Source organism: Nocardia yunnanensis (assembly GCF_003626895.1).
GTDB lineage: Bacteria > Actinomycetota > Actinomycetes > Mycobacteriales > Mycobacteriaceae > Nocardia > Nocardia yunnanensis.
This window is the reverse complement of the sequence record NZ_CP032568.1, coordinates 5,371,050-5,393,029: the sequence shown is the minus strand read 5'-3', so window position 1 is coordinate 5,393,029 and position 21,980 is coordinate 5,371,050. Positions and strand designations below refer to the sequence as shown.

General features: G+C 62.9%; 20 protein-coding genes and 1 pseudogene. 12 read left to right on the top strand and 9 right to left on the bottom strand.

What is annotated here, in order from left to right; translation table 11 throughout:
* Window positions 1-14 precede the first annotated feature (14 nt).
* The 6 genes from D7D52_RS25365 to D7D52_RS25340 form a co-directional block, all read right to left on the bottom strand.
* The gene (locus D7D52_RS25365) at window positions 15-1,352 is read right to left on the bottom strand and encodes a hypothetical protein (protein WP_120740254.1); all 1,338 of its coding nucleotides are present in this window, start codon (window positions 1,350-1,352) and stop codon (window positions 15-17) included.
* Window positions 1,349-1,660, bottom strand: a complete 312-nt coding sequence (locus D7D52_RS25360) for a hypothetical protein (protein WP_246023286.1) — start codon at window positions 1,658-1,660, stop codon at window positions 1,349-1,351. Before D7D52_RS25360 ends, D7D52_RS25365 begins: the two co-directional genes overlap by 4 nt.
* A gap of 102 nt (window positions 1,661-1,762) precedes the next feature.
* The gene (locus D7D52_RS25355; protein WP_246023285.1) at window positions 1,763-2,056 is read right to left on the bottom strand and encodes a YbaB/EbfC family nucleoid-associated protein; all 294 of its coding nucleotides are present in this window, start codon (window positions 2,054-2,056) and stop codon (window positions 1,763-1,765) included.
* Window positions 2,057-2,079: 23 nt separating this feature from the next.
* On the bottom strand, window positions 2,080-2,445 hold the full coding sequence (locus tag D7D52_RS25350; RefSeq protein ID WP_246023284.1) for a hypothetical protein: 366 nt from the start codon (window positions 2,443-2,445) through the stop codon (window positions 2,080-2,082).
* 82 nt (window positions 2,446-2,527) lie between these two features.
* The gene (locus D7D52_RS25345; RefSeq protein WP_120740250.1) at window positions 2,528-3,301 is read right to left on the bottom strand and encodes an ESX secretion-associated protein EspG; all 774 of its coding nucleotides are present in this window, start codon (window positions 3,299-3,301) and stop codon (window positions 2,528-2,530) included.
* Window positions 3,298-5,214 (bottom strand): hypothetical protein, encoded by a 1,917-nt coding sequence (locus tag D7D52_RS25340; protein ID WP_162958525.1) that lies wholly within the window; start codon window positions 5,212-5,214, stop codon window positions 3,298-3,300. Before D7D52_RS25340 ends, D7D52_RS25345 begins: the two co-directional genes overlap by 4 nt.
* Window positions 5,215-5,523: 309 nt before the next feature.
* On the opposite strand from D7D52_RS25340, the gene D7D52_RS25335 reads away from it, so the two are divergent.
* From D7D52_RS25335 to D7D52_RS25305, 7 genes are all read left to right on the top strand, one after another.
* Entirely contained in the window at window positions 5,524-5,922 is a 399-nt protein-coding gene (locus D7D52_RS25335) for a hypothetical protein (protein WP_120740246.1), read from the top strand.
* A gap of 245 nt (window positions 5,923-6,167) precedes the next feature.
* Window positions 6,168-6,803, top strand: a complete 636-nt coding sequence (locus D7D52_RS25330; RefSeq protein WP_120740244.1) for a hypothetical protein — start codon at window positions 6,168-6,170, stop codon at window positions 6,801-6,803.
* A 257-nt stretch (window positions 6,804-7,060) separates the two neighbouring features.
* Window positions 7,061-8,236 carry a hypothetical protein gene (locus D7D52_RS25325; RefSeq protein WP_120740242.1) on the top strand — a complete coding sequence of 392 codons (1,176 nt, stop codon included), beginning with the start codon at window positions 7,061-7,063 and terminating at the stop codon, window positions 8,234-8,236.
* 165 nt (window positions 8,237-8,401) lie between these two features.
* The gene (locus D7D52_RS25320) at window positions 8,402-8,650 is read left to right on the top strand and encodes a hypothetical protein (RefSeq protein ID WP_425464566.1); all 249 of its coding nucleotides are present in this window, start codon (window positions 8,402-8,404) and stop codon (window positions 8,648-8,650) included.
* A gap of 61 nt (window positions 8,651-8,711) precedes the next feature.
* Window positions 8,712-9,230: a YbaB/EbfC family nucleoid-associated protein gene (locus D7D52_RS25315; RefSeq protein WP_120740238.1), complete on the top strand. Its 519-nt coding sequence runs from the start codon at window positions 8,712-8,714 to the stop codon at window positions 9,228-9,230.
* A 331-nt stretch (window positions 9,231-9,561) separates the two neighbouring features.
* Window positions 9,562-17,598 (top strand): WXG100-like domain-containing protein, encoded by an 8,037-nt coding sequence (locus D7D52_RS25310; protein WP_120740236.1) that lies wholly within the window; start codon window positions 9,562-9,564, stop codon window positions 17,596-17,598.
* Window positions 17,579-18,283 (top strand): pentapeptide repeat-containing protein, encoded by a 705-nt coding sequence (locus tag D7D52_RS25305; protein ID WP_120740234.1) that lies wholly within the window; start codon window positions 17,579-17,581, stop codon window positions 18,281-18,283. Before D7D52_RS25310 ends, D7D52_RS25305 begins: the two co-directional genes overlap by 20 nt.
* Window positions 18,284-18,420: 137 nt before the next feature.
* Here D7D52_RS25305 and D7D52_RS25300 read toward each other — a convergent pair whose 3' ends face one another.
* On the bottom strand, window positions 18,421-19,182 hold the full coding sequence (locus tag D7D52_RS25300; RefSeq protein WP_120740231.1) for a hypothetical protein: 762 nt from the start codon (window positions 19,180-19,182) through the stop codon (window positions 18,421-18,423).
* 202 nt (window positions 19,183-19,384) lie between these two features.
* Here D7D52_RS25300 and D7D52_RS25295 point away from each other — a divergent pair, with 202 nt between their 5' ends.
* Together D7D52_RS25295 and D7D52_RS25290 are read left to right on the top strand one after the other, a co-directional pair.
* Window positions 19,385-19,792, top strand: a complete 408-nt coding sequence (locus D7D52_RS25295; protein WP_162958523.1) for a hypothetical protein — start codon at window positions 19,385-19,387, stop codon at window positions 19,790-19,792.
* 15 nt (window positions 19,793-19,807) lie between these two features.
* Window positions 19,808-20,086: a hypothetical protein gene (locus tag D7D52_RS25290; protein ID WP_162958522.1), complete on the top strand. Its 279-nt coding sequence runs from the start codon at window positions 19,808-19,810 to the stop codon at window positions 20,084-20,086.
* A gap of 52 nt (window positions 20,087-20,138) precedes the next feature.
* Here D7D52_RS25290 and D7D52_RS38550 read toward each other — a convergent pair whose 3' ends face one another.
* Complete coding sequence (locus D7D52_RS38550; RefSeq protein WP_187703038.1) at window positions 20,139-20,486, bottom strand: hypothetical protein; 348 nt, start codon at window positions 20,484-20,486, stop codon at window positions 20,139-20,141.
* Window positions 20,487-20,614: 128 nt separating this feature from the next.
* On the opposite strand from D7D52_RS38550, the gene D7D52_RS25280 reads away from it, so the two are divergent.
* On the top strand, window positions 20,615-20,902 hold the full coding sequence (locus D7D52_RS25280; protein WP_222932672.1) for a hypothetical protein: 288 nt from the start codon (window positions 20,615-20,617) through the stop codon (window positions 20,900-20,902).
* A 92-nt stretch (window positions 20,903-20,994) separates the two neighbouring features.
* Here the strand turns inward: D7D52_RS25280 and D7D52_RS37990 are convergent, their stop codons facing one another.
* Window positions 20,995-21,159 carry a hypothetical protein gene (locus D7D52_RS37990; protein ID WP_162958432.1) on the bottom strand — a complete coding sequence of 55 codons (165 nt, stop codon included), beginning with the start codon at window positions 21,157-21,159 and terminating at the stop codon, window positions 20,995-20,997.
* On the opposite strand from D7D52_RS37990, the gene D7D52_RS25275 reads away from it, so the two are divergent.
* Both D7D52_RS25275 and D7D52_RS40175 read left to right on the top strand, forming a co-directional pair.
* On the top strand, window positions 21,158-21,421 hold the full coding sequence (locus tag D7D52_RS25275) for a transposase family protein (protein WP_281279127.1): 264 nt from the start codon (window positions 21,158-21,160) through the stop codon (window positions 21,419-21,421). The genes D7D52_RS37990 and D7D52_RS25275 overlap by 2 nt on opposite strands.
* Window positions 21,418-21,828: pseudogene (locus D7D52_RS40175) on the top strand (GH25 family lysozyme); the annotation flags it as partial. The gene D7D52_RS25275 and the pseudogene D7D52_RS40175, both read left to right, overlap by 4 nt.
* Window positions 21,829-21,980: the final 152 nt, after the last annotated feature.

Sequence of the window (21,980 nt, the reverse complement as noted above, 5' to 3'; positions counted from 1 at the left end):
CCTGGCTGTTCGTCTCAGAGCGTGAGCGCCTTGTCCGGCGGCTCTTCGATGGCTTCGATCGCGCCGACCACCGGCTGGACTACGCCCTCGATGGCGCCGATCACCTCGTCGCCGTGCGCAGCGGTGACCAGACCCGAGCGATCCGAGGTCGACTCCTCGTCGGCGGCTCCGGCACGGCCCGCCGCGCCCGCGGCGCCCATGCTGGGCGAGGTGGTGGCGGTGCTGCGGCCGTTGACCTCGGTGGTGGTCTTCGGGATGCCGCTGCCGGTGCTGCTGACCTCGCCGGTGGGAATCCGGCTGGTACCCAACGTCGTAGCCGGTGTCGTGCTGGTGGGCACGCCACCGAACACGGTGCTCATCGGGGTGCCACCGCCACCGTCGGTCTTGGTGGTGTCCGGGCTGTCGGTCTTCTTCTCGTCGGTCTTGGTGTCGGTGACCGTCGGCTGGTTGGTCTTGTTGTTCGTCTTGGTGTCGGTGTTGGTGTTCGAATTGCTGTTGTTGCTGCTGCTCAGCGCCGAGCTGATATCGCTGACGCCGGTCGATACGACCGACGCGCCCTTCTGCGCCAAATCGGCTGCGGCCGTGGGCAGTGCGCTCGTCACCGGCTGCAGCGCGGTGCCCACCATGCTCACCAGCGATTCGATGTTGGACGCGATCGGCGCGCCCGCGATCAGGATCTTCTCTCCGGCCGCGACGATCTCGGCGGTGCTGCCCGCCAGCTGAGCGCTGGTCTTGGCCGCGATCGCCATACCCGAGCTGATCGTCGTGGTCGCGGTCTCGATCAGCCACGGGATACCCGCCGGCGTCACCAGCAGCGCGGTCGCCGCACTCACCTGCGCGATGAATTGCGCGATGAGAGCACTCATTTCGGCGTAGCCCTCGGCCACGATGGCCTGCGCGCCCAGCAGGATCCCGTGCTGCTGGGTCCCCTGCGCGGCCACCTGGAGGCTCTGCCCCTCGACGACGTTGCTGGTGTCCTGCGCGGCCGTCGCCGCGTCACCGGTCCAGCTGTTCATCACCGTGCTGGTCGCGGACTTGCTTTGCGACACAGCCGATGTCAGCGCGCTCACCAGCGATGTCAGAATCGTCGCCGGATTCAAGCCGCTGCTGCTGATCCCGCTTCCGAACGACTGCAGCAGGCTGGTGACCGGCGAGATCAACGATGTCAGATCGATGGTCGGCAGCGTGGGCAGCTGCAGCCCCGACAGATCCGGCAGCGTGATGGACGGAAGCTGCGGCAACTGCGGCAGTCCCAGGTTGCTCAGTACATCCGTGACCGGCGTATCGAGGTAAGGACCGATGGGACTGCTACGCAGCTCGTCCAGCACCGTCGGATTGGACGGAGTGGTCACAGCGTCGACAGGAAGCTCGCCGCAGAAGTGATCTCATTGGTGCTGTAGGCGCCGACGGCCGCATACGCCGCGGTCGCCGTCTTCGCGTGCACCGCAGCGATTTCCGCCGACGACATCAGGAAGTTGCCCTGCGCGACCGCGAAGGCAGCGAGGAACTCCTGCCCGATCAGCCCGAACGTGGGCACCGCCTGCGCGAGCGCGGTCGCCACATCGGCCGCGGCCGACCCCGCGACCTGCGCCGCGATCCCCGCCTTCTGAGTTCCGTACGCCAGGATCGGCGGAAAATCCGCCGCAACGTGATCGGTCATGAGTGTCCCTCCCACTACCTATGATCTTGCCCAGACTACAAGTACGAATTCCCTTGGGCCAGACCGCGAGGTGCAAACTCTGGCGCAAAGTTCTGTAAACAATCAGGCCTGTTCGGCCATCTCGTCATTGAACCGGTTGACGATCTCGGCCCGCCGCTCGAACGCCCGCCGCGCCGCCTGCGCCGCGGTCGCCACCACGACCTTCTCGAACTCCGCCGGCGTCATCCGCGACACAGCGCTGCTGAACTGCAAATCCTCGAGCGCCCCGTTCCCGTCGACCTCCGCTGTCACAGCCCCGTCCTCGGACGTCTCCCGCCCCCGAACCGCGGCCATCTGCTCGGCCAGATCCTGAAACCGATACAGCTGCCGCCGAACCTGCTCCTGCAGCTCATCCATCGACGAAACCAAGGCTCCCCCTCTCACACCGACCTGAGCCAACTCTGCGGCTCAGTATCGTAGTCCTGCTCCTCGACGATTTCCTGTCGAGCAACATCAGCCTCGGTGGGCAGCTTGGCGCGAGCGATACTCTCCGCATCAAGCCCATCCCCTTCCAGCTGCTTCCGCAACGCGAGGCCAGCACGGTTGGCCGCCTTCTGGCACAGGCGCAACACCTCATTGGCAAGCTGAGACGGATCCCGATGCAACTCAGCCGTTTCCACCTTGACCGCCAACGGCAACCCCTGGTTCGTAGCCCGAACCCGAATCGACCCAGACGTGTTCGCAACAACCAGCGAGGCCCAATCCCCCTCACCAGAGCCAAAACTGGCCGCCCCCGACTCAGTCATGCCGAACTCCCTCCCAGTTAGCTATGCGTATGAGTACCATACGACAGTCGTCGAAGCCACTCGATTTGTGCCGAGGTGCCGCTCATCCGCGTTCGTCTCGGATCGTCTGAACGACGGCGGCGACATAGTTGTTGAGGACCGAGATGAACCTTGCCTCGTCCACAGCTAGCGCCCGCTCGGGATTCTCGGTCACGACATAGCGGCCATCACCTTGCAAATCCCGGAATCGCACCGTATGACGGGTGATGCCGCGGGGGCCGAAAACCGATCGGCCTTGAACGATCTGGATCTCCCCAGCGGTCGCGACTTGCCTGGCCAGAAATTCCCGCGATCGCGACACCGCGGTGTCCGGAGCAGCAGCGATAGTCGAACGTCCGAAGTCGTGATCCATATCTTGTTCGTGAGAAGCCATTACGATGTCGCCGAGGCCACCGCGCGCAACAGAAGGCATAGCTCGCACGATTTCGTCCGCCAGCTGGATCGGATCACATTCGGTAATCGTGTATCCGCCACGGCTGAAGTAGCTCGTTCCGGACAATTGCCTGATCAGATAGCCTTTCGGCCCCTTGCGTGTGCCACGCGCTCGGATCATCGAATCAGTACCGAAGGGATCCTGTTCATCCCATCCATACGCGGTCACGAACAAATCCGGGTTCGCCATGGCATCGAAAACAAGGTGGAAGTCCCCGACGGCCTTGTCGCTCAAGCCCTCCCGCGCCTCCCTTTGTTCGGCCTCGAAATCGTCCGCGGTCAGTGTCGGGGAAGTGAACAGGAAAGGTTTCGGCGGAGCTTGCCCGGTCCGATCCATCCACAGGGCGTAGAACTCCGCTTCGGTAAATCGCCAAGTCCGAGTCATTTCTCGGCCACCGGTGTGACGGCGGCGGGAACCTCACCCAGTACTTCCTCGAAATTCTCGAGATTTGTGAGGAACTGCGGCCGCTTGTGCTCCTTACCCTGTCCCTGCTGCGAACCGGCCGCCATCGGAGACCCGCCCATGCCTCCGGTCGATCCGGTCGAGGAAGACGACGAGGACGAACTCGCCAGCCCGGCACGCGAAGTCGTAGTCGTTTCCGATTCCGTCTCGGTCGTGGCCTCCGGTGTGGACGACCGAGGCGACAGTTGAGTCTTCGGTGTCTGCGGCGAACCCAGACCCGTGGGGGTCGAAGGGCTACCACCACTTGGCGTTCCGCCAGGGGTGTTGGCGTTAGGCGTCAAACCCATGTCCTGCAACTGCTGGGTCAGCTGGTTCTGCAGATCCGTGGGCTCGGTGGTCTTGGCTGTCGTCTGCGTGGTCTGCAAGCCTTGCTCAACTGCTGACGCGACCTTCTCGACACCCTGCTCGAGGGCTGTAATACCCGATTGCAGAACGGTGCCAGCCTGCGTGATCAGGGTCTGAAGCGTCTGCTGGGTCGTGTCCGTATTCGTCGGGTTCTTGTCGGTAGTCGGGTTGTTCGGATCGGTTGGCTGCGTGGGATTGGCGTCCAAGTTCGGCGTTTGAGTCTGCGGAGTACCCGTTGGACTTCCAGCCGGACTGCCGTTCGGACCCCCGCTGGGCTGCTGTTGCTGCTGATCTTGTTGTTGCTGCTGCGGCGGCGTCACTACAACCGCCGCCTTGGGATCGGGAATGATGGGTACGGCGCCGCTGGAGTCTTTGACACCGTTGCCGTACCACTCATCCCATGCCTGCCGCATCTCCGCCATCGCCTCGTCGACGGAAGCTTGAGAAATTGGCATGACTACGGCCGACTCACCGCCGGTGATGATTTCGGTGGTGTCGGCAAGCTTCTGGTACGGAAGAAAGTTTTGAAGCTTCTTCAGCCATCCCTCGGCAACTGCGAGATTTGCGCTCATCAACTCCATGGAATCGGTGAGCGTCTTCACATTGGCGAGATAGCGACCAATACCGTCTCGAGCTTGCTTGGCAGCATCGGAAGCCCAAACCTTGTCACCAACCGAGGTGTCGCCCTGATAACCCGTCAGGTACTGATCCTTGGTCGTTGTGAAAGTCTCGGCTTGGCTTTTGATGTACGCAGCGGCGGTCTTCCAATCCTGGGCGCTCTTCGCGAGGTCGCCGAGAATTGTGGAATCGTGAATATACTGCCAGTGATTGTGGAAGTCGTCCCAACCATACTGACTGCCCGGTTCGGGAGTAATCGCCTTGCCGTCCAACGAAATTCCGGCTCCGTGAGCAAGGGAGCTTAGATTGGTCGCCTCACTCGTGCCTACATGACCATCAGCAGCGTTGAGCTTGTCGGAGTAGTCGTCCTTCGACGTTCCGGACCACCCGTACACGTTCCCTCGACGGGATTGGCCCCACCCGGGCAGACTGACCGAATCGACATGCTGCGTCAGCGCGGCTAGTGAGGAGGTCGCCAAACCCGGCTGCCCTGTGGACGCATGCATGCCGCTGAATCTGGCACCCACATTGTGGTCGAAGTTGACGGCCGAAGTCTGATCGGCGTCCGCGTACTCTTTGTTCGCCGCCACGAATGCCTCCCCCATACTGGTGAGGACTTCTTGGTGGTCGGTCGCAACCGTGCCACCCAACCGCTTCATGGCCGCGTTGAATTTGTCCGCGAGCATCTTCCCGGATGTCCGCTGGTTGAACGGTGGCAGATCCTTTTCCTGTTGCACCAGAGCGAGCGCCGCGTTCACGACAGTCAACATGTCCGCGGCTTGCTGCGCCATCGTCTGGGCCGCCCCAGAGTCGAAGTACACACCCTTCGCGCCGTCGTTTCTGAGATTGGTGAAGGCGTTGTCATCTGCCATGAAACGTTCTTCCTCCCCGTCCAACCACTTTGCAATCCAACGTCTTACCTCTACATCCCCACCGCGTTGCGCTGCCCGGCCCCCGGTGACGACACGGCCCGACGGTACCACTGGTGGGGAACTCCGGTCAGCCGGTGGTGATCATGCGAACGGCGCGTTCATTCCGGCCTCGGGGCGGCGAGGAGCCTCCACAGGCGGCGCTGCCCAGCGGCCGCCGTTACGATGTCGGCGCCGACGTGTCCGGCTCAGGAGCGCGTTGACGGCCGAGTTTCGAGCATGCGTGAGTAGTGGTTGCAGGGAGGGGACGGAATGAGGGTTACCGCAGGGATATTCGGTCTGCTGGTCGCCATAGCCGGGGCTGTGATGATGTGTCTCGGCTACATGGCCCAGCACGATCTGCGCGACGACTCCGCACGAACGATTTTAGGCTTGACCTGTCAGGCGAACCAGCACAACCCCGCCTTGCAGGATTGCACATGGGGTACGTGGGACGGGCACAACTGGACCCGTGGTGAGGACACCTTGCCGGCCTTCGAGCGCTCGGGCGAACTCATCACCGACGTCGTGATGATCGGCGCCGCTTTGTTCGTCGGCGGTTTGGTATTGACTGGCGGTGCACTCGCGGGTGGGGGCGAGAAGAGCACCCAGATACCGGCAATGCCTGCGCAGCCTCAGATGCATCCGGCAGCCCAGTGGCCCGGTGCTTGATCGACCTCGTCTACACCCCGATCGAGCGTCCGGAACTAGGTAACCGTCCGGCTCGAACGCTCTCCCGGGAGAAGAGATCTCAACCAGTGAAGTATCTAGCTTGTACTGCCCTCGGAGCAATTACGGTGGCGACCCTACCCGGCTGCTCATCCTCGAACTCCGGCCAACCGACAGCCGCCTCGGCTACCGCGAGTCCTACAACGCAGACTCGCGAACTTCGCCGCGCCGGCAACGTCTCTCGCCACGTGTGGGGCGGCCTGCTGGTCCTCGGTGCAATAGTCACCCTCGCGGCGGCCTACACTGAAATCGCCAGTACTCGCATGTCGTATCCGGCACGTCACTGGACTCCATGGCAGATCCATTCGGATAGCGCGCAGCATGCGAAAACCTACGAGCAACTCGTCGGCGTAGCACTGGTGCTCTCGGGTGTGATTGCACTCGTGGCAGGCCTACTTGTCGTCGCGCGCCCTGCTACGAGCACGGCGGTCGCGCGGTTTGCGAGCGCCGCGTCCGGCCTGATCGTCGGAACAACGGTGACGACGTTATTCGCGGCCGAGTCGTACATGAAGTCATCCAATGAGCTCATCGTCCGTCATCTGGGCTACTGGCTGTTGATCGTGGCAGCCATGATCGCTTCTACGGCAACGGTATTCGGCGTGACCGGTACAGGGAGCCCGCTCGGTCCGATGCGAAGTCGGTCCGGTGCCGTCGCCGTGGGCGGACTTCTGCTGATCGCGTCCACCATGGCTGTTGTCGGCTCGATACCTGACCAGTGGCACGATCCGACAGAGCCTGGACTGTCTGGCACGTATTCGATGTCGGCATGGCATTTCAACTACCCGTCGACTGCATCCGGAGTGTTGCGCTCACCGCTGTCCTAGAGACCTCTTCGCACGAGTTCCTCAACAACGGTGACATCGGCAATCTCGGTCTCAGCGCTTGGTTGCTCATGGCCGCCAGCGCACTGTCCGCGATCGCTGGCGCACTCGGCATCGGACTCCTCGGGCCAGAACCCTCAACCCCCAGCCCACTCCGATGAGGTGAGTTCGCCCGCAACCGCTGAGGAGGCCACCTCGGGGGGCCAGGAACTCTGCGGCGGGGATTCCGCTAGATTCGGGCGGACTGGGAGTTCGATGGGGTGGATATCGAGGACATTGTGAGTCAGGACAATTCGACTGCGGAATCGCCGGACGTGGGGTTCCGGATGGGAGCATCGGCCACGACGGCCGCGCCAGGAAACGCCCCGGGTCGCTTGGCCGAGCAGGTTGTCGGTGAGCTCCTCACTCTGATTCCGGCGGGCTGGGACCGGCTGGATGCGGCGATCGCCATGACAGTCAGTGACGAAGCCGCGCAGGTCGTCGCGTCGGATGGGCAGAGAGCTGTGCCGGTATCGCTCACGGCCCGTGTCGTGGAGTTGTTGCGGAAACTTCGGCATCAAGGCGCGGAGTCGGCCGAGGGTCCGTGGTGGCGCTTTCTGGCCACTGTCACACGGTCCGGTGGGGCGGAGATCGAATATGACTACGGTGTCGAGCCTTTCCCGGATCACCAGCTCTTTCCAGCCGCGGCGTACGTAGCGGACTTGCAGGTATACCCACGTCGCAAACTACCGATCTGGTTGGCCGCCTACATCGGGCACGAAGATCGGCAGATACGGACACCTCGCCAGGCATTCGCGGATGCCCAAGCCGGCGGCACGACTGGTGCGATCGAGGTTCCAGCGGAGGAAGGACTACCGCCCTTTCCAGTCCTCTGGGCGCGTTGGGCCGTGATCTCCGCCGCGTTCGTCGCCGCCAAATCCCCACGAGGGCCGCGAATTACGAGCGCACTGGGCTGGTTCGAAGGGTCTACCCGAAGCGGCTCCACCGTGCATCGCCTGCCGCATGGACGAGCCGTACTCTCTGGCGGAGTCTGGAACGCACCATCGCTGGACGCCGTCTACAACGGTGGCGCACCGATGCCGCAGTTCTTTCGTGGCGCTCCGGAATGGGTGGCCGATCCGGTCTTGAGCCCCAGAACCAGCAACGGTCTGCTGTCGTTTTGCTACTGGTGGGATGGAAACACCTGGTACCGAGGTGAATCCCCGCCGGTGAGCGGCCTACGGGACGCACTTCCCGGTGTATGGAGCAGCGACTCCGTCTTCGACGTACTCACGCAGATTGTCGACGACAAGGCCTCATCCTGGCTCACGGCCCTGATAGCCGCGGCGGAAACCGGCAGGGTGACACGAGCACTGTTGTCCCGGACCCTGTCCGGAGACAACTTCGATGTCGACAGCTCCTACTACCAGCTGATCTTGGCAGGCATCGCCGAGTAGGGGTTGCCAAGGTCCTCCTGAGATGCCTCTCGATGGCGTACCGCGACCACCGTGTATAAGATCGGGCTCAGTTTTGCCCGAATGCTCACTACGGGGGATGACATGGGGAAAAAGGTAGAGGTCGAAGTCGCCGGGATGCGTTCTGTGGCAGATGGACTCGACAGTATGTCCGCCAAGATCACCGGCATCCTCGACACAGTGAAGGCGGCCGCGGAAGCTCACGACGGCTGCTGGGGCCACGACGAGTACGGTGACAAGTTCGCGGACGGGCAGAGCGGATACAACGCGCGCAACCCTGATCTGCAGAAGGCGATTCAGTCGAAGGCGACGATGCTGGAGCAGTACTCGAAGGGCCTGCGTGACGCCGCGACCAAGTTCGACAATACCGAGGAAACCAACAAAGACGGCTTCTGATCCCGCGGCACGGGGGACGTAGCAGCCGAGCCCGCACCCTGCGAGAGGCAGAGAAGCACAGATGACGAACGAGGCCGCCAAGGCTCAATTGGCAGATCTGGTCGAATTGGTGCAGGGCAGCTTTGTATCCGTCGCGCGTGCACAACAGGACCGCGCCCGGCTGACGGCGACCGCGCAAGCCGGTGGGAGGCGTGTCACGATCACCGTCAACGCCGACGGCGTGGTGATCAAGACCGAGTTCTCCGATGACATCGACGATCTCTCGTATTCCGAGATCGCCGCTGCCGTCACCGAGGCCACTCAAGAAGCCGCCACCCAGGTGCAGCAGAAGTCGCAGGAGATCCTCGCCGCCCTCCAGAGTGAGCAGGCGAAGATCCCGGCGCTGTCGGAGGTCTTTCCCCTCATGCCAGATATCAACGCCATGATGCCCACTCCCCCTGAGGTTTCGATGGCACCGCCGGACGCGCCGGAACGCTGTGACCCGGACACCGATACGGCGCCACGCTTCGAGAATGTCGAGCAGTTCGAGCACGACCCTTCGGTCAGAGGCCGATCCAATATCGCGGCCCCCGATTGGTGATCGATGCTGGGTGAATGATCGACCAGCACTCGACGATGCGATGATTTGCCTCGACCGCGCGGAAGAACCCGCGAGGCAAGGCATGATGCTCTGGCTCAAAGAGTTGCCATCCTATTTTCGGTTCCGCTAGCACCCGATCGTCCCGGCCGAAAATTGGACCGGTAGAGATGGTCTGGGTAGGGTGGCGTGGACGTTGCTCGAATCCGGTTGGGAGGCCGGACCTTTGTGGACAGCTGCAGGAGGGGGAGGCCGAATGAGCCCGGTCGAGCAGTTCGAGTGTCCGAATCCGCAAACGCCCGGCACGGCTGATCCCCTAGCCCTCGGATAATCCATGTCCGGATGGACTTGGGCCGGGGACCACCTGCCCGGCTGGCTGATGACGGGCCTCAACTTCATGTCGGCGTATCCCAAGGGCGATCAAGACGCACTGTTCGATCTGGGCGACGCTTGGAAGAAGGCTGCCTCCGATCTCGAAAATCTGGAGCCGGACATAAAGTCCGTCACCGGAAGACTGCCGCAGTACTACAACAGCGATGGCGCGACCCAGGTCTCGCAGGAGCTCGCGACGCTCTTCGATGGCAAGGACACTTCCATCCAGAAGCTGGTCGAAAGTCTCAACCAGCTCGGCCACGACACTCGCGCCACCGCAACGGAGATCGAGTACACCAAGATCCAGTCAGAGATCTTCGCGCTCCTCACTCTCTATACCATTCTCCAGCTGAGCGTCACCCTGCTTGGCGAAGCGCTGGTACCGGGCGTCATGGCAACGGCCCGAGAGTCGCTGGAACTCTTCAGCGAAGCTGCCATGGAACGGATCGGCCTGCTCCGAGCACGCGCCGCGATGCAGACCCTCGCGAAGCCGCTCGTTCGACAAATCACCGTGCCGCTGGAGAAGCTTGCAGCACCGCTGGCCGAACGACTTGCCGAGAAACCTCTCCTGAACGCCGGTCTGAAATACGGTGTGAAATCAGTCGTCTCAGGTCTCGGCGCGGGCGTGATGGGAGCCGGCCTCGATGCCGGTACGCAGGCCATCCAGATCATGGAAGGCCACCGGGATGACGGCTTCGACCTGAAGCAGACCTTCCAGACCAGCATCCAGTGGGGTGTGGGCGGCGCCGTCGGTGCGCCCTTCCACGCAAAGCTCGGTGACATGCTCAAGGACACCCGGCTTCCGTCGCGGCTGGGCGGGACCATCGCCGGCGGCGTCGGTGGCGGCATCGGTGCCGTCGGTATGTACGGAGCAGGGCTCGCGACCCAGCTGTACGACAACAAAGGTGACTGGAACAAGGTCGACAAGACGTTCCACACCCAGATGCTGATCGGCGGCCTGGCCATGGGTGCCGGCGGAGGCGCCAACCACGGACTGGAGAACGGACACGGCAGTCCGAGCGAGGGCCCGGCCACGACCAAGGAGGTTCCCGACGGCAGTGCCGCGGTGCGCTCGCCCACGCCCGAGGTCAACGTCGCGGACGTACAGCCGAATCATGGTGTGCAGCAGGAGGTCCACCCCACCGCGCAGACCGATCAAGTCCTGAGTCATGAGGGGGTCGACAATTCCACCGGTGGACGGGCCGCCGCACCTGCCGCGGATACCCCTCGCAGCGACCTCAAAGCCAACACACCCACCGGGGCGGACAGCACAGTTCGTCCCACCGAGGCCGGTCCCAAGCCCACCGAGAACATTGCCAAAGCCGCCGACCCCGCTGCGCAGCGGAGCAGTACTCCTGCACAGCCGGCAGGTGAGAGTCCGGCTCGCGCAACCAATCTCCCAGCCGAAAATCGCGGCAATGTGGTTTCGGGCAGCCAAGACAGAGCCGCGCCGGTCGGCCGCACTATCGAGGCCAAGCCGGTGGAGGTCACCTCCGATGCCCAAAACCGCGCCGCCCCCGCCGATCCCGCATCGCGGCCGGAGCAGACGCCGACCGGAAAGCTGGATGATCGAACGGACCCGACGGGCAAGTCATCGGGCTCCGACAAATCTCGGGTCGATCCCACGTCCGATAGGACCCGGCCGGAGGACTCGACTCCGCCGTCGCGTCAACCCGACGAGGCGCCGAAGGAGGCAGACCACCCGCAGGAACCGAAACAGCAACTGCCGAACGAGGTTCAACGCGAGAGCCAGCACCCAGTCGACAGGCGAGCCGATGGCAATGGCGCTGTGCCCGAAGCACATCCGGACTCGAGCACACCCGCGCACAATGAGATCGCCCCTGTCGCCGTCCTGACACCGATGACGGGTGAGCCCGCGTCGCCCGCCAGGCCGAGGGGCGCCCTTCCTGAGCAACACACCGCCGATCTCGCGAACCAACGAACGCCGCAGGATCAGCGGGCCCGAATCCCGGAGGATGCGCGGACTCGAAGCTCGGACGAGGCGAGATCGCGCGCGGACGACACGTCGAAGCCCCCCGCCGAGCAGGATCCGAATCCCACTTCTACGGATCCCGCGAAAACTGCTCCGGACAAAGTCGATTGGTCACCTCAACCCGACGACCAATGGTCCGGCATGGACAGCCGGCAGGTCGCGGACGAACTGGCCGATCGTTGGGGTCTCGAGGTGTTGGGATTCGATACCGAACATCTCGACCCTGAGGTAGCGCGCGAATTCGCCCGCACCATCGATGAGATGCTCACCCGCTACCCGGATGTGGATCTGCGCAGCGTTTCGATCGAACGACTCAGTGAGCCCGGGGCCACTGGGGATGAGCCAGGGATCTACGCCGAGGCGACATCCAATATCGATGCTTCCGGCCGCATGTACACCGAGAAGGTGGCCCTCGACCTGGACTACGCACTCAATGTCGATCGATTGGTCGAGGACATCACGGACGACGTGGCTCACGGCCACCTGGTGCCAGGATCGGCCGAACGCCCCATCCATTCGACATTGGTCCACGAGTTCGGACATGTCCTGGACTACGAAGGTCAAGAGCACGCTTTCCAGACCGCCGAGGACGCACTGATCGACCACTTCCAGGCGACGCGCGGCGACATGGACCCGGCGGACTTCCCAGGCGCGTTCAAGGATTGGCTGGAACAACTCAGTGGCTACAGCTTCGAGGAAGACGGCACCTTCGAGCCGGGCGAGGCCCTCGCCGAAGCTTTCCTAGAGGTCGAGTACCACGGTGACGCGGCCAGCGAACCCGCCCAAGTCCTGCATTCCCACCTCATCGAGAGTGCCCGTGGCCACGGTGGTTCCACAGACGGCCACGGAAGTCCCACGAGGGACGCCGATCACGCTCCTCGTCCTCGAACCGGCGAGTCCCCCAGCACCGCCTCACCCAGTGCCGACAAACCTCATCCTGAGGAACTGCATCCACGAGCATCCAACTCGCCCTCGCCAGAACCCTCAGGAGACCATCCCATCGAGGCCGAGTCCGCCGAAAACCCTCCGGCACAAGGTCATCCCGTCGGAGTCGACTGGTCGTCCCATCTCGAGGACGACTGGTCGCACTTGGACGCCCAGGAGGTGGCCCAGGAGTTGGAGCGCCGTTGGGAGGACAAGGGCCTGGTGGTGGAGGGTTTCGATCGTGAGGGCCTGCACCCGGAGGTGGCGCGCGAATATGCCCGCACTGTCGACAAAATGCTGTCCCGCTACCCGGACGTCGACCTATCCAAGGTCGTCATCGAACCGCTCCCAGAAGACTTCTATGCCGCAACGAGATCAGAAGAGTTGCCCGACGGTTCGGTACGAACCGGAGAACTGATTCTCAATGAGCGCTACGCCCTGGATCCCGCGGAGATGCAGCGCAAAGTCGCGGAGAACGAGGCAGAAGGCCATTTCGGACCAGGTTCCAGCGACCGCCCGATCTACTCGTCGATGGTCCACGAGTTCGGCCACGCGATATTCCTCGAGGGACAGGAACACGCCAGCGAGACCGCCTGGGCGGCGCTGAAGAATCACTTCGAGTCCACTCGCGGCGGCATGGACCCTGCGGAATTCAAAGAATGGGTCGACAAACTCAGCGGGTACAGCTTCGATGAGGGACGATTCGATCCGGACGAAGCGCTGGCCGAGGCTTTCGCCGATGTCGAACTCAACGGTGAGGCCGCTACGGAGCCCGCCAAAGTGCTGTACTGGCACCTCCTCGATAACGCCAACGCGCACTCCCTTGCCACGCACGGGTTCACCCGCGTCCCCGACGACGTGATCGGCCGCCCTACGAAGCCGGAACCGAGCGCTGTTCATAACTTCGGCGGGCCGGACCACTCGATTACAGCGCTTCCAACCGAATTGACGCCGGAACAGCGCGATGGTTTCAACGACCTGCGCGATCGGGCGACGGAAATCTTTCACGCCTATAGCGATCCCGCGCGAGCCGACGAACTCGCCGGGCTCCGTGCGCAATTCGCCGAGCGGTTCGACAGTCTCGGCCTACGAGATCCCGAAACCGGCTCCGCCGTATGGAAAGCGTTCCACGAGCACGATCCCGCGCTTGCCAAGTACATGGAGGACAGCACCCAGTATCTCTTGCCCACGGGCGAGGAAGCTCCTGTCCACGGGCAATCCCATCCGAAGACAGAGTCGCAGGAACCCGTGAGCGATCACGGGCAACCGGTTGCCGATCCGGATCGGCCGACGACGCTGACCGAGCACCTGAAGGATCGTTTCGAACAGGTCGAGCAGCAGATCCGCGATCTCGTCGCGGCGTACAACGATCCTGCGCGCGCACCCGAATTGCCAGGGCTACGCACGAAATTCGGGGACCTGTTCGACCAGCTGGGCTTTCGCGACCCCGAATCCTGGAAGACTCCATGGCGGTTGCTCAATGAGCACGACGCCGGCCTCGCGAAGTACATCGAGCAAAACCACCAGCACCTGCTGCCCAAACCGACAGATCAGGTCGAACCTCACGTCGCACCCGGTACGGAGCCGGTCGACCACAGCGCGGGCCAGCAACCACAGGCCGAGCAACCACACACCCAGGAGCCGGCCGGAACGCACGAAACCCAGCACCATGACGAACATGATGCACTGCCGCACAACGACATTCCGGAATCCGAGCCCGAATCCCTCACCGTGGAAGAGCACGAGGCGCTACACCGCTACACCGATCCGGACGCGAATGTCTTCAGCGACCTGAACCACCGATTGCGCAACAACCTCGAACTGGATCCGGACCAGCAGCGACTCGCCGCCGATATCAGCTCGGGGCTGGAGAAGTTGCCGAGTTTCGACGGCACAGTCTGGCGTGGAACGCATCTCAGCCCGGAAGAACTCGCCAGGTACGTTCCCGGCGCGAAGGTCACCGAACCTTCCTTCACCAGCTCCTCACGGGATCCGCGCCGAATCTTCACCAGCAACGTCGAGTTCGTCATCCACTCGGAGTCGGGCCGCGATATCAGTGCTATCTCAGCGCGGCCGGGTGAGAAGGAAGTGCTGTTCAAGCCAGACACCACCTTCGAGGTGCGCGGCGTCGTTCACGATCCGAACGCGGGTCTGCTCGGTCGCACCCGCGTGTACCTGTACGAGTCGGCTGAGCACGCCCCGATGCACGAATCCCCGTCGGATCACACCGGGCACGAGGGCCAACCGAGCGATCACAGTTCAGCGCCGGGCGCCGAGATCCCTCAGCCCCAGGAACTAGCAGTCCTTCACGGCCCCGACCGCACCGCCGTCGGCGATTCCCCCGAGGTTCGTCGCGTCTACGACAATGTTCGCAACGAGGGTGAACACGACGTCGTCGTTCATGGAGACCGCTTCGGAAAGCCAACCGCCGAGGGCGGTTTCGAAATCGATCCGCAGCAGATCGTCGACGCCATCCGCAACAACCCAAACTACGTCGAGGGCACTCCGGTCCGCCTCCTGTCCTGCCACAGCGGCAACGACATCGGCTGGGCCCAGCACGTCGCCGACGAACTCGGCGTCCCGGTCCGCGCCCCCTCCGACCTGGTCGGCGTCCGCGCGGTACCCGATTCACCCGCGGTCGTTCACGACACGGGCGAATGGCGCACCTTCCACCCAACCGAACCCGACGGCACCACCCCTGAGCCCACGGTCCACAGGCCGACCGACCAGCCCGAGGACCGACTTCCGAAGTACGAAGAGGACCCCCGCGAGAATTGGGACATCCTCGGCAAGAAGGAACCCAGCGAAGACCCGACTCCCCCGACAGATCGGACTGAGGAGGATAAGCCCCCGGTCGAGCCGACCGAGGAAGACCCGAACACCTCCAACTCGTCTGAGGCGAAACCCGCAGCGCCGAAAGAGGAGCCGGAGTCCGCGCAACCGGCGCCAGCCGAGCATCCTGCGGAGCGACCAACGGTCGAGGAGAAACCCGAGCCCCACCCGATCGAAGCCGATCGGACAACGACCGATGAGCAGCACTCGGAACAACCCCTCCACCAGGATCATTCGGCCGATCCGAAGCAGTCGGGCGACGTCGAGCCAAAGCCGCACCCCGACGACCAGCCGGACCGAAAGAACGAGGAGCAGCCTCGATCCTCGGAGGAACATCAGACCGAACATGCCCGGGTCGATGCCGACGAACCCCACGATCCGGTACACGACCCCGAAGCACGGCCGGAGCCGATCCCGCTCACCGCAGCCGAAATCGAGCTCGACCACGGCATTCCCGAGGTCAACCAGCAGAAGTTCCAGGACTACGGCGACGAGCATGATCTGCTGATCGAAGTCCGTCCCACCAACCCCGATTCCGTCCCGCATCTGCGCGATGGCGCAATGCCGAAACCGATGGAAGTCAAGGACAAAACCATCGACCAGGACGACGTCGATCTGGGTGCGCCCGAATGGGCCAAGGGCCTGGTCGGCCGTTTCGAACCAGGGATGCTGAAGCTACCCGAGGAAGGCACCGTTTCTCCGGAACGAATGGAACAGCTGAAGGACCGGCTAGCGAAGCGCAACAAGGACTTCGAGGCGTACAGCGAGTACATGAAGAAGCTCGGTGCGCGATTCAGGGTCACCGAGGATGGAATCGTCCAAGGCTTCTTCAAGGGCAAGTATCGGTCGATTGCCGGTGACCACGATCTGTTCGACATCCGCCACAGCGACGGAAGCCGGCTCACCGCCGAAGAACTCAGGATTCACGAGGATGCGCTGATCGAACTCGATGCAGGCGTCCAGCACGGCCCACACGTGTACTGGGAGCCGAACAGCGAATTCCAGCGCACCCGCAACTTCGAGCCCATCATCGACAACCACCAGTTCGATGCTCCACCCGGGCCCAAGAAGGAGCCGCTGGTGCAATTCCGCCCTCACGAGCAACCGGTGCTCGAGTGGGCTGGGAAGGACGTCCCGGGAGTCGACCGCGAGATGATCCCCTGGCACGTCGACGGCAAGCTGGACGAGCTGCATGCGAAACAACTCCAAGCGCTCGACAGCGACATCAAGAACCGTTTCAACGAAACACACCCCGACGCCAACCCGGACGAACGCACACGCTACGCGGCCGAGCAGCACCAGAAGCTGGAGTCCGACACCACACGCCTGCGAGACATGGTCGACGAATTGGCGAACCACCCCGATTTCAACCCCGAGGCCTACCGGGCACTGGTGAACCCCGGCTTCAAAACACCAATTGATGTCCTCATCGACGGCCACCGCGTCCCGATGCTGTTCATCGACCGCGGCGAAGGTTTCGAACCGGTTCTCACCCGAATCGACAGCCCCGAACACCAGCTGGCCACCCTCCGCAAGGAGATCGAAGCGGGGATCAAGGATGCCTCGCACCCATCTGACGTCCTCCGCGCCCACGAAAACCGCCCCGGCCCCGAAGCCAACGCTCCACTCGCCGAATCCCCAGAAGCCGCAAAAGCACTCGGCCTCGACAAGCACCTTCCCGGCTACCGACCGGAAATGCTCGACGGCAGTGACGGCGGACCTGACGCGGAAGGCACAGCTCGAACAGGCCCGGGACCCGAACTCACCCCGAAGCAACAGGCACAACATTGGCAGCACCTCGACCAGGTCGAGAGCAGGCACCCCAACGAGTTCGACCACCTTCAACGAGATCCGGACAAAAACGGAGGCATATCCGAGCCTTCGAAGGACGAAGCTCGCGTAGGCCTTGATCTACGGGAACAGGGTCGACTCCCTGAGGACATACAGCGTCCGGACCAGGCGGATCGCGGCGAGTTCCATTCAAAAAGCGCTCAGAAGTACTACGACATCAAGGGTGTTCATTCGGACTGGCCACCGTTCAACAACGCGCGCGATAAGTCGAGGCCTTTCAAGGGCGCGTACGACCCAGCCAAGAACAGTCGATGGGTCGAGAAGCTGCGTGAGCAGATCGAAGAGAAGAATCGAACCGTTATCATCGATCTACGCAATGCCAACCAGGCTGCGATCGACGATATTCAGCAAATAATACAAACACACGGATGGGACGACGATGTCATCTGGTACCCATAAGAGCTGGGTTCCGCGCGGATTGCCGCACGATGCGGAAGCCTCGGCGCGTGTGCGCGACTGGCTACTCGAGCACAAGTCAGGCGGGCTCGATGCCAGTGGGCTCGACCTCAGCGATTCAGACCTGTCCGGCGGCGATTTCTCCGAATCCTGGTTCGCTGAAACAAAATTCATCAACGCCAAGTTGACCGACGCTGAGCTGTATCGCTCTGACGCTGCGGGAGCCGATTTTACCAGCGCAGATCTGACAAACACCTCCCTCGTCCGCGTGAACCTCGACGACGCGATTCTCCGAAATGCGATCCTCGATGGCGCAAATCTGGTCGGGGCCTCCCTCTACGGCGTTGACGCTGTCGGCGCTTCACTGCGAGGCGCCGCCCTGATGGGATCATCCCTGATCCAGGTCGATTTCCGAGGAGCGAACCTGTCCAACGCAACAGTGGAGGAGAACACCTTCAAGGTGACAGTGGACCAGGACACAGTGTTCGAAGGTCTGCATGGAACCCTATTCGGGCCGATTAAGCTCGTTGCTGACGACGATGAACTTGAGTTGGGCGGTTCGCAATTGGAACGTTGGATAAATGAACGAGGGGGTTCCGTCCGAGTCCTCGCTCCCCGAAACCGCAGTGCCTCAGGACCATCAACTGAATCCCCCGAAACGAACCCAACGGCTGAACCGCCGGCCTAGTGCTAGTCCTGGGGCGCGGCTTCTGCTCTTTCATCTCCCGCACGTAGTAGTCGCCGTTCCAGGAGACATCATCGTGATCGGGCGGGTCCCCCTTCCAAGAGAAGAACCACTCGATCCATGCTGCTCATGCTTGGGAGCTACCAGTGGGTGACGTTGCCCTCGAAGGCCAGTTGCAATCGGTGATCGCCTTCCAGGTCGAGGTACGGGCAGTCAGCCGTGCCTTCTCGGAGGGTCGCGGAGTCGTCGTTCGGGGCTATCCAGAGCAGCTTGCCGGACTCGAGCCAGGGGCGAAGGTCGAAGCTGTAGTCGAGGTGAGATTGGGGGTAGTCGCTCCATGCTCGCCAATTGCCCTGCGAGTCATAGAGGTCGTAGGTCTTGCTGCCCCACAGGTCTTCCAACGCAAGCCCGTCCGGACGGTGGGTAGTGAAATACGTTATCGCCCAGCCTGTGTGGCGACCTACGGGGACCTCGGCGATTACAGCGCGAGTCTCGGCCAAGTTGAGCAGCCGCGGGACCACGTAGGGTGCGCCGGGACCCGGCATGCAATCGAACGGCGTCGATGTGACGGGCTCGGCCAAGCGCATCGCGCCGCCCATTGCCAACCAGGTCGGTTGCACCTTCGATACGCGGCGGCGGCTGGGCTTGTCCCACTCCCAGAACCAGCCATCCAAATCGATGTTGTCCAGTGGCCAACTCACCGCGCTTCCGGAGAAGGGACACCGTGACACCGGTATTTCGGGCAGGAGCTTCGCATACTGCTTGCGCAGCTCGATCACTCGATAAATAGCCGCTTTGCCCTCTGCCGTGTACCCGATCGAGTCGTACAGCGCCTTCAAACGGTTGCCTTCTTCGAGCAACTCTGCCCGCTGCTGAATCCACTCGCCGTCCAGATCAGCCACCCCACAGCACCTCTCATCAGCGTATCGCCCGCACTATAGCAGCCGTCCAAACAGCTCTTTCGAATGATGAATCGGCCGAAACCGGCTTTGCTGCCAGCACCACCGCGTCGACTGACAGGCGCGTGGGGTGCGCACCCCTCACAGGCCGTGCCGGCCAGTAGTGTGATTGCTGTACATGGTTAGCCAGATCGGGGGTTGCACGATGTCCGGAGACACGACCGCAGGTGGGTTGAAGCCCGTCGGGATCTACCGCGAGATGTTTCGGAAGGTGCGAGACGAACTTCCGGTGTTGCGTGCCTCGGGGACCAGCCAACCGATTGAGGATCGGGGCTTGGTCGCGGGTTACATGAAGGCTGGAACACCGATTTTCGATGTGCCGGGGGATGTCACCGATCTGATCGATCCTGCCAAGTCGATCCGCAGTGGCCCTTCACTGGTCTCGGATGGGGTGTGGATCTGGCGAGTCGATTCGATCCATTACCTGGAGAACTACTCGGTCCAGATTCCGGCCGAGTTCCTGGACCATGTGCGGGGTCGGAACTACCAGCCCAGCAGCGACGTCGACGTGGCTGATCCGCGGTTCGACGCCGCGATCGCGGCATACTTCTGAGCGAGGAGACCGTATATGTCCACACCACCTCTGCCGCCCTGGATGAATCCCGCCGAGCCGGACAAGCAGCGGGAGATCGACGAACAGACCGCGGCGCGAATGGGAATCACTGTCGAGCGGCTGCACGAGATCGATCGGCAGATCGCCGCGGATATGCGCGGCCGCGAGGAGTTGAATCCCTCGGAGCGCATCGTTGACGACAATCCAAAGTTCAACAAGGGATTCGGACCCGTGACTGCGGAGAACAGCATCGAGCCCGGTGAGCTGCGTGCGCACTACCGGCGCTTGGATTGATCTTCCAACTCGTTGAGCACACCGGGTCCCGCTCCACCGGCAATAGGCCTCGCTAGCTGCAAGATTCGCCGTCGGCAGACTCTGTCTCCGAAGGCGCGGTCTTACCGGCGGGACCGCCGCGAGCCTTCGAGCGCTGCTCGCGCTCGCGAAGATCCCGATCCGACTCCGCGAGCCAGCGGGCTGCATTGCTGCCGTCCAGCTGTCCAGCGAAGGCCGCGTACGCAGCCCTGACAAGCTCATCGGTGACGTTCGGGTAGGCACGTGCGATCGCGCGCAAAGCGTGCTTCGTCTCGTCATCCAAACCGCTCGAACTGAGGAAGCCCCGGCCTGCGGAGACCTCTGACAACATGAAGTCGAAGTTGCTTTGCAACTGCTCCTTGCCGAGCCGACTGCTCCGCATGTCCACCCCTCCTCAGCTGTCGGACGAATCCCAGCATTGCATAGGATCGTCCGGAAGCCATCGACGCGGGAAGTAAGGGACCGTAATACGCTCCCAGATGCAGGCGGATCGACGAAGAGGAGACGGACGTGCGGCATGGCCGTCCAAGTCGGGAACAGCTGAAGCTGAACTTCGAAAGCATGTTGGAGCAGGCGCTGGAAGGGCGCGGCGGGCGGAGCGAGACCGGGCTCGACCAGGAAACGAGGTCCGCGTTGTCAGCGATCGCGCGGGCATACCCGGATGTCACCGATGAACATGTGGAAGCGGCGCGCCAAGCTTTCAGTGGACAGTTGGACGGAAGCAATGCCGCCCGTCGACGTGCCGAGTTGGATCGGAAGCTCGCCGAGCGGGCGGCGCAGTTGAAGCGTGCGCCGTAGCGAGTCGCTCACTCGAAGCCGTCGGTTGCGATGGAAGCTCGTTCGAAGCGACCGCGATAGACAGGCGGTTAGTACTGCAACGACACTCGGTGTCAGGTGAGTGGGTGGCCGCGGCGTCGGTAGTGGGAGAGTCGGGCTTGGTGTTGTCGGCGGCGTCGCCAGCGTGACCAGGCCCAGGTGTGGTCGGCGGGGTGTTGGCGGGTGAGGACGAAGGCGATGAGCAGGCGGCGGATCTCCGGTAGCGTGAGGGCGATCATGCCTTCGTCAGGTTCGGAGAGTCCATATCACGGCGCCACCGCGGCACTCACGCCGTACAAGGGCCGGGACAAGCCGGAATCGCAGAAGCAGTTCAACCGCGCTCACGCGAAGCTACGCGGCCCTGGCGAGCGCGCCAACGCCCAGCTCAAAACCTGGCGGGTACTGCGGAAACTCCGCTGCTGCCCGCACCGGACCGGTCAACTCGTCCAAGCCATCCACGTCCTGCAAGCCCGCGAGATCCGCGCCATTCAGCAAGGATGAAAAAGGCTCATTGTCTGGACGCAGGACGCGTTCGGACAGCAGGCGGCCGAGGCGGTCATCGTCGGTGCGCGGCTCGACGGGTCCGCGATCAACATGACTCGGCTACCCGGCTCCTACGTGCATCCCGAGTCCACCCCGGAAACGGCACTGGAACTGGCCGGATATCGGGTGATCCGAGAATGACCATCTTCGGCATCGATATCTCGAACAACAATGGTCCGAACATCGATCTCGGTGAGGTTGCACGAGAGGGATTCGCGTTCGTCTTCGCGAAGGTGTCCGAGGGCGATTACTTCATCGATGCCACCTGGCCCGCCTATCGGGATGCCGCATTGGCGAACGGCCTGGTGGTCGCTGGATATCACTACCTGCGGAGCGACTGCGATGCCGACACACAGGCGGAGCTGTTCGTCGAGCACCTCGGCACCGATGCCGCGGCGATGGTCGACTTCGAAGCGAATTCCGGTGGGATGGAGACCTTCTGGGCCTTCGTCAGTGCGGTGAACAAACGCGGCAGGCGTATCGACCTTCTCGTACATCCCACGCTGGTACTGGCAGC

What these genes read in the sequence shown, in the direction of transcription:
- D7D52_RS37990 (WP_162958432.1), bottom strand. Translation starts at nt 21,159, where the DNA reads ATGATCGCCCTCACGCTACCGGAGATCCGCCGCCTGCTCATCGCCTTC.
- D7D52_RS25335 (WP_120740246.1), top strand. Translation starts at nt 5,524, where the DNA reads ATGAGGGTTACCGCAGGGATATTCGGTCTGCTGGTCGCCATAGCCGGG.
- D7D52_RS25305 (WP_120740234.1), top strand. Translation starts at nt 17,579, where the DNA reads ATGTCATCTGGTACCCATAAGAGCTGGGTTCCGCGCGGATTGCCGCAC.
- D7D52_RS25360 (WP_246023286.1), bottom strand. Translation starts at nt 1,660, where the DNA reads ATGACCGATCACGTTGCGGCGGATTTTCCGCCGATCCTGGCGTACGGA.
- D7D52_RS25340 (WP_162958525.1), bottom strand. Translation starts at nt 5,214, where the DNA reads ATGGCAGATGACAACGCCTTCACCAATCTCAGAAACGACGGCGCGAAG.
- D7D52_RS25320 (WP_425464566.1), top strand. Translation starts at nt 8,402, where the DNA reads ATGTCCGCCAAGATCACCGGCATCCTCGACACAGTGAAGGCGGCCGCG.
- D7D52_RS25310 (WP_120740236.1), top strand. Translation starts at nt 9,562, where the DNA reads ATGTCCGGATGGACTTGGGCCGGGGACCACCTGCCCGGCTGGCTGATG.
- D7D52_RS25355 (WP_246023285.1), bottom strand. Translation starts at nt 2,056, where the DNA reads ATGGATGAGCTGCAGGAGCAGGTTCGGCGGCAGCTGTATCGGTTTCAG.
- D7D52_RS25350 (WP_246023284.1), bottom strand. Translation starts at nt 2,445, where the DNA reads ATGACTGAGTCGGGGGCGGCCAGTTTTGGCTCTGGTGAGGGGGATTGG.
- D7D52_RS25290 (WP_162958522.1), top strand. Translation starts at nt 19,808, where the DNA reads ATGTCCACACCACCTCTGCCGCCCTGGATGAATCCCGCCGAGCCGGAC.
- D7D52_RS25275 (WP_281279127.1), top strand. Translation starts at nt 21,158, where the DNA reads ATGCCTTCGTCAGGTTCGGAGAGTCCATATCACGGCGCCACCGCGGCA.
- D7D52_RS25315 (WP_120740238.1), top strand. Translation starts at nt 8,712, where the DNA reads ATGACGAACGAGGCCGCCAAGGCTCAATTGGCAGATCTGGTCGAATTG.
- D7D52_RS25295 (WP_162958523.1), top strand. Translation starts at nt 19,385, where the DNA reads ATGTCCGGAGACACGACCGCAGGTGGGTTGAAGCCCGTCGGGATCTAC.
- D7D52_RS38550 (WP_187703038.1), bottom strand. Translation starts at nt 20,486, where the DNA reads ATGCGGAGCAGTCGGCTCGGCAAGGAGCAGTTGCAAAGCAACTTCGAC.
- D7D52_RS25345 (WP_120740250.1), bottom strand. Translation starts at nt 3,301, where the DNA reads ATGACTCGGACTTGGCGATTTACCGAAGCGGAGTTCTACGCCCTGTGG.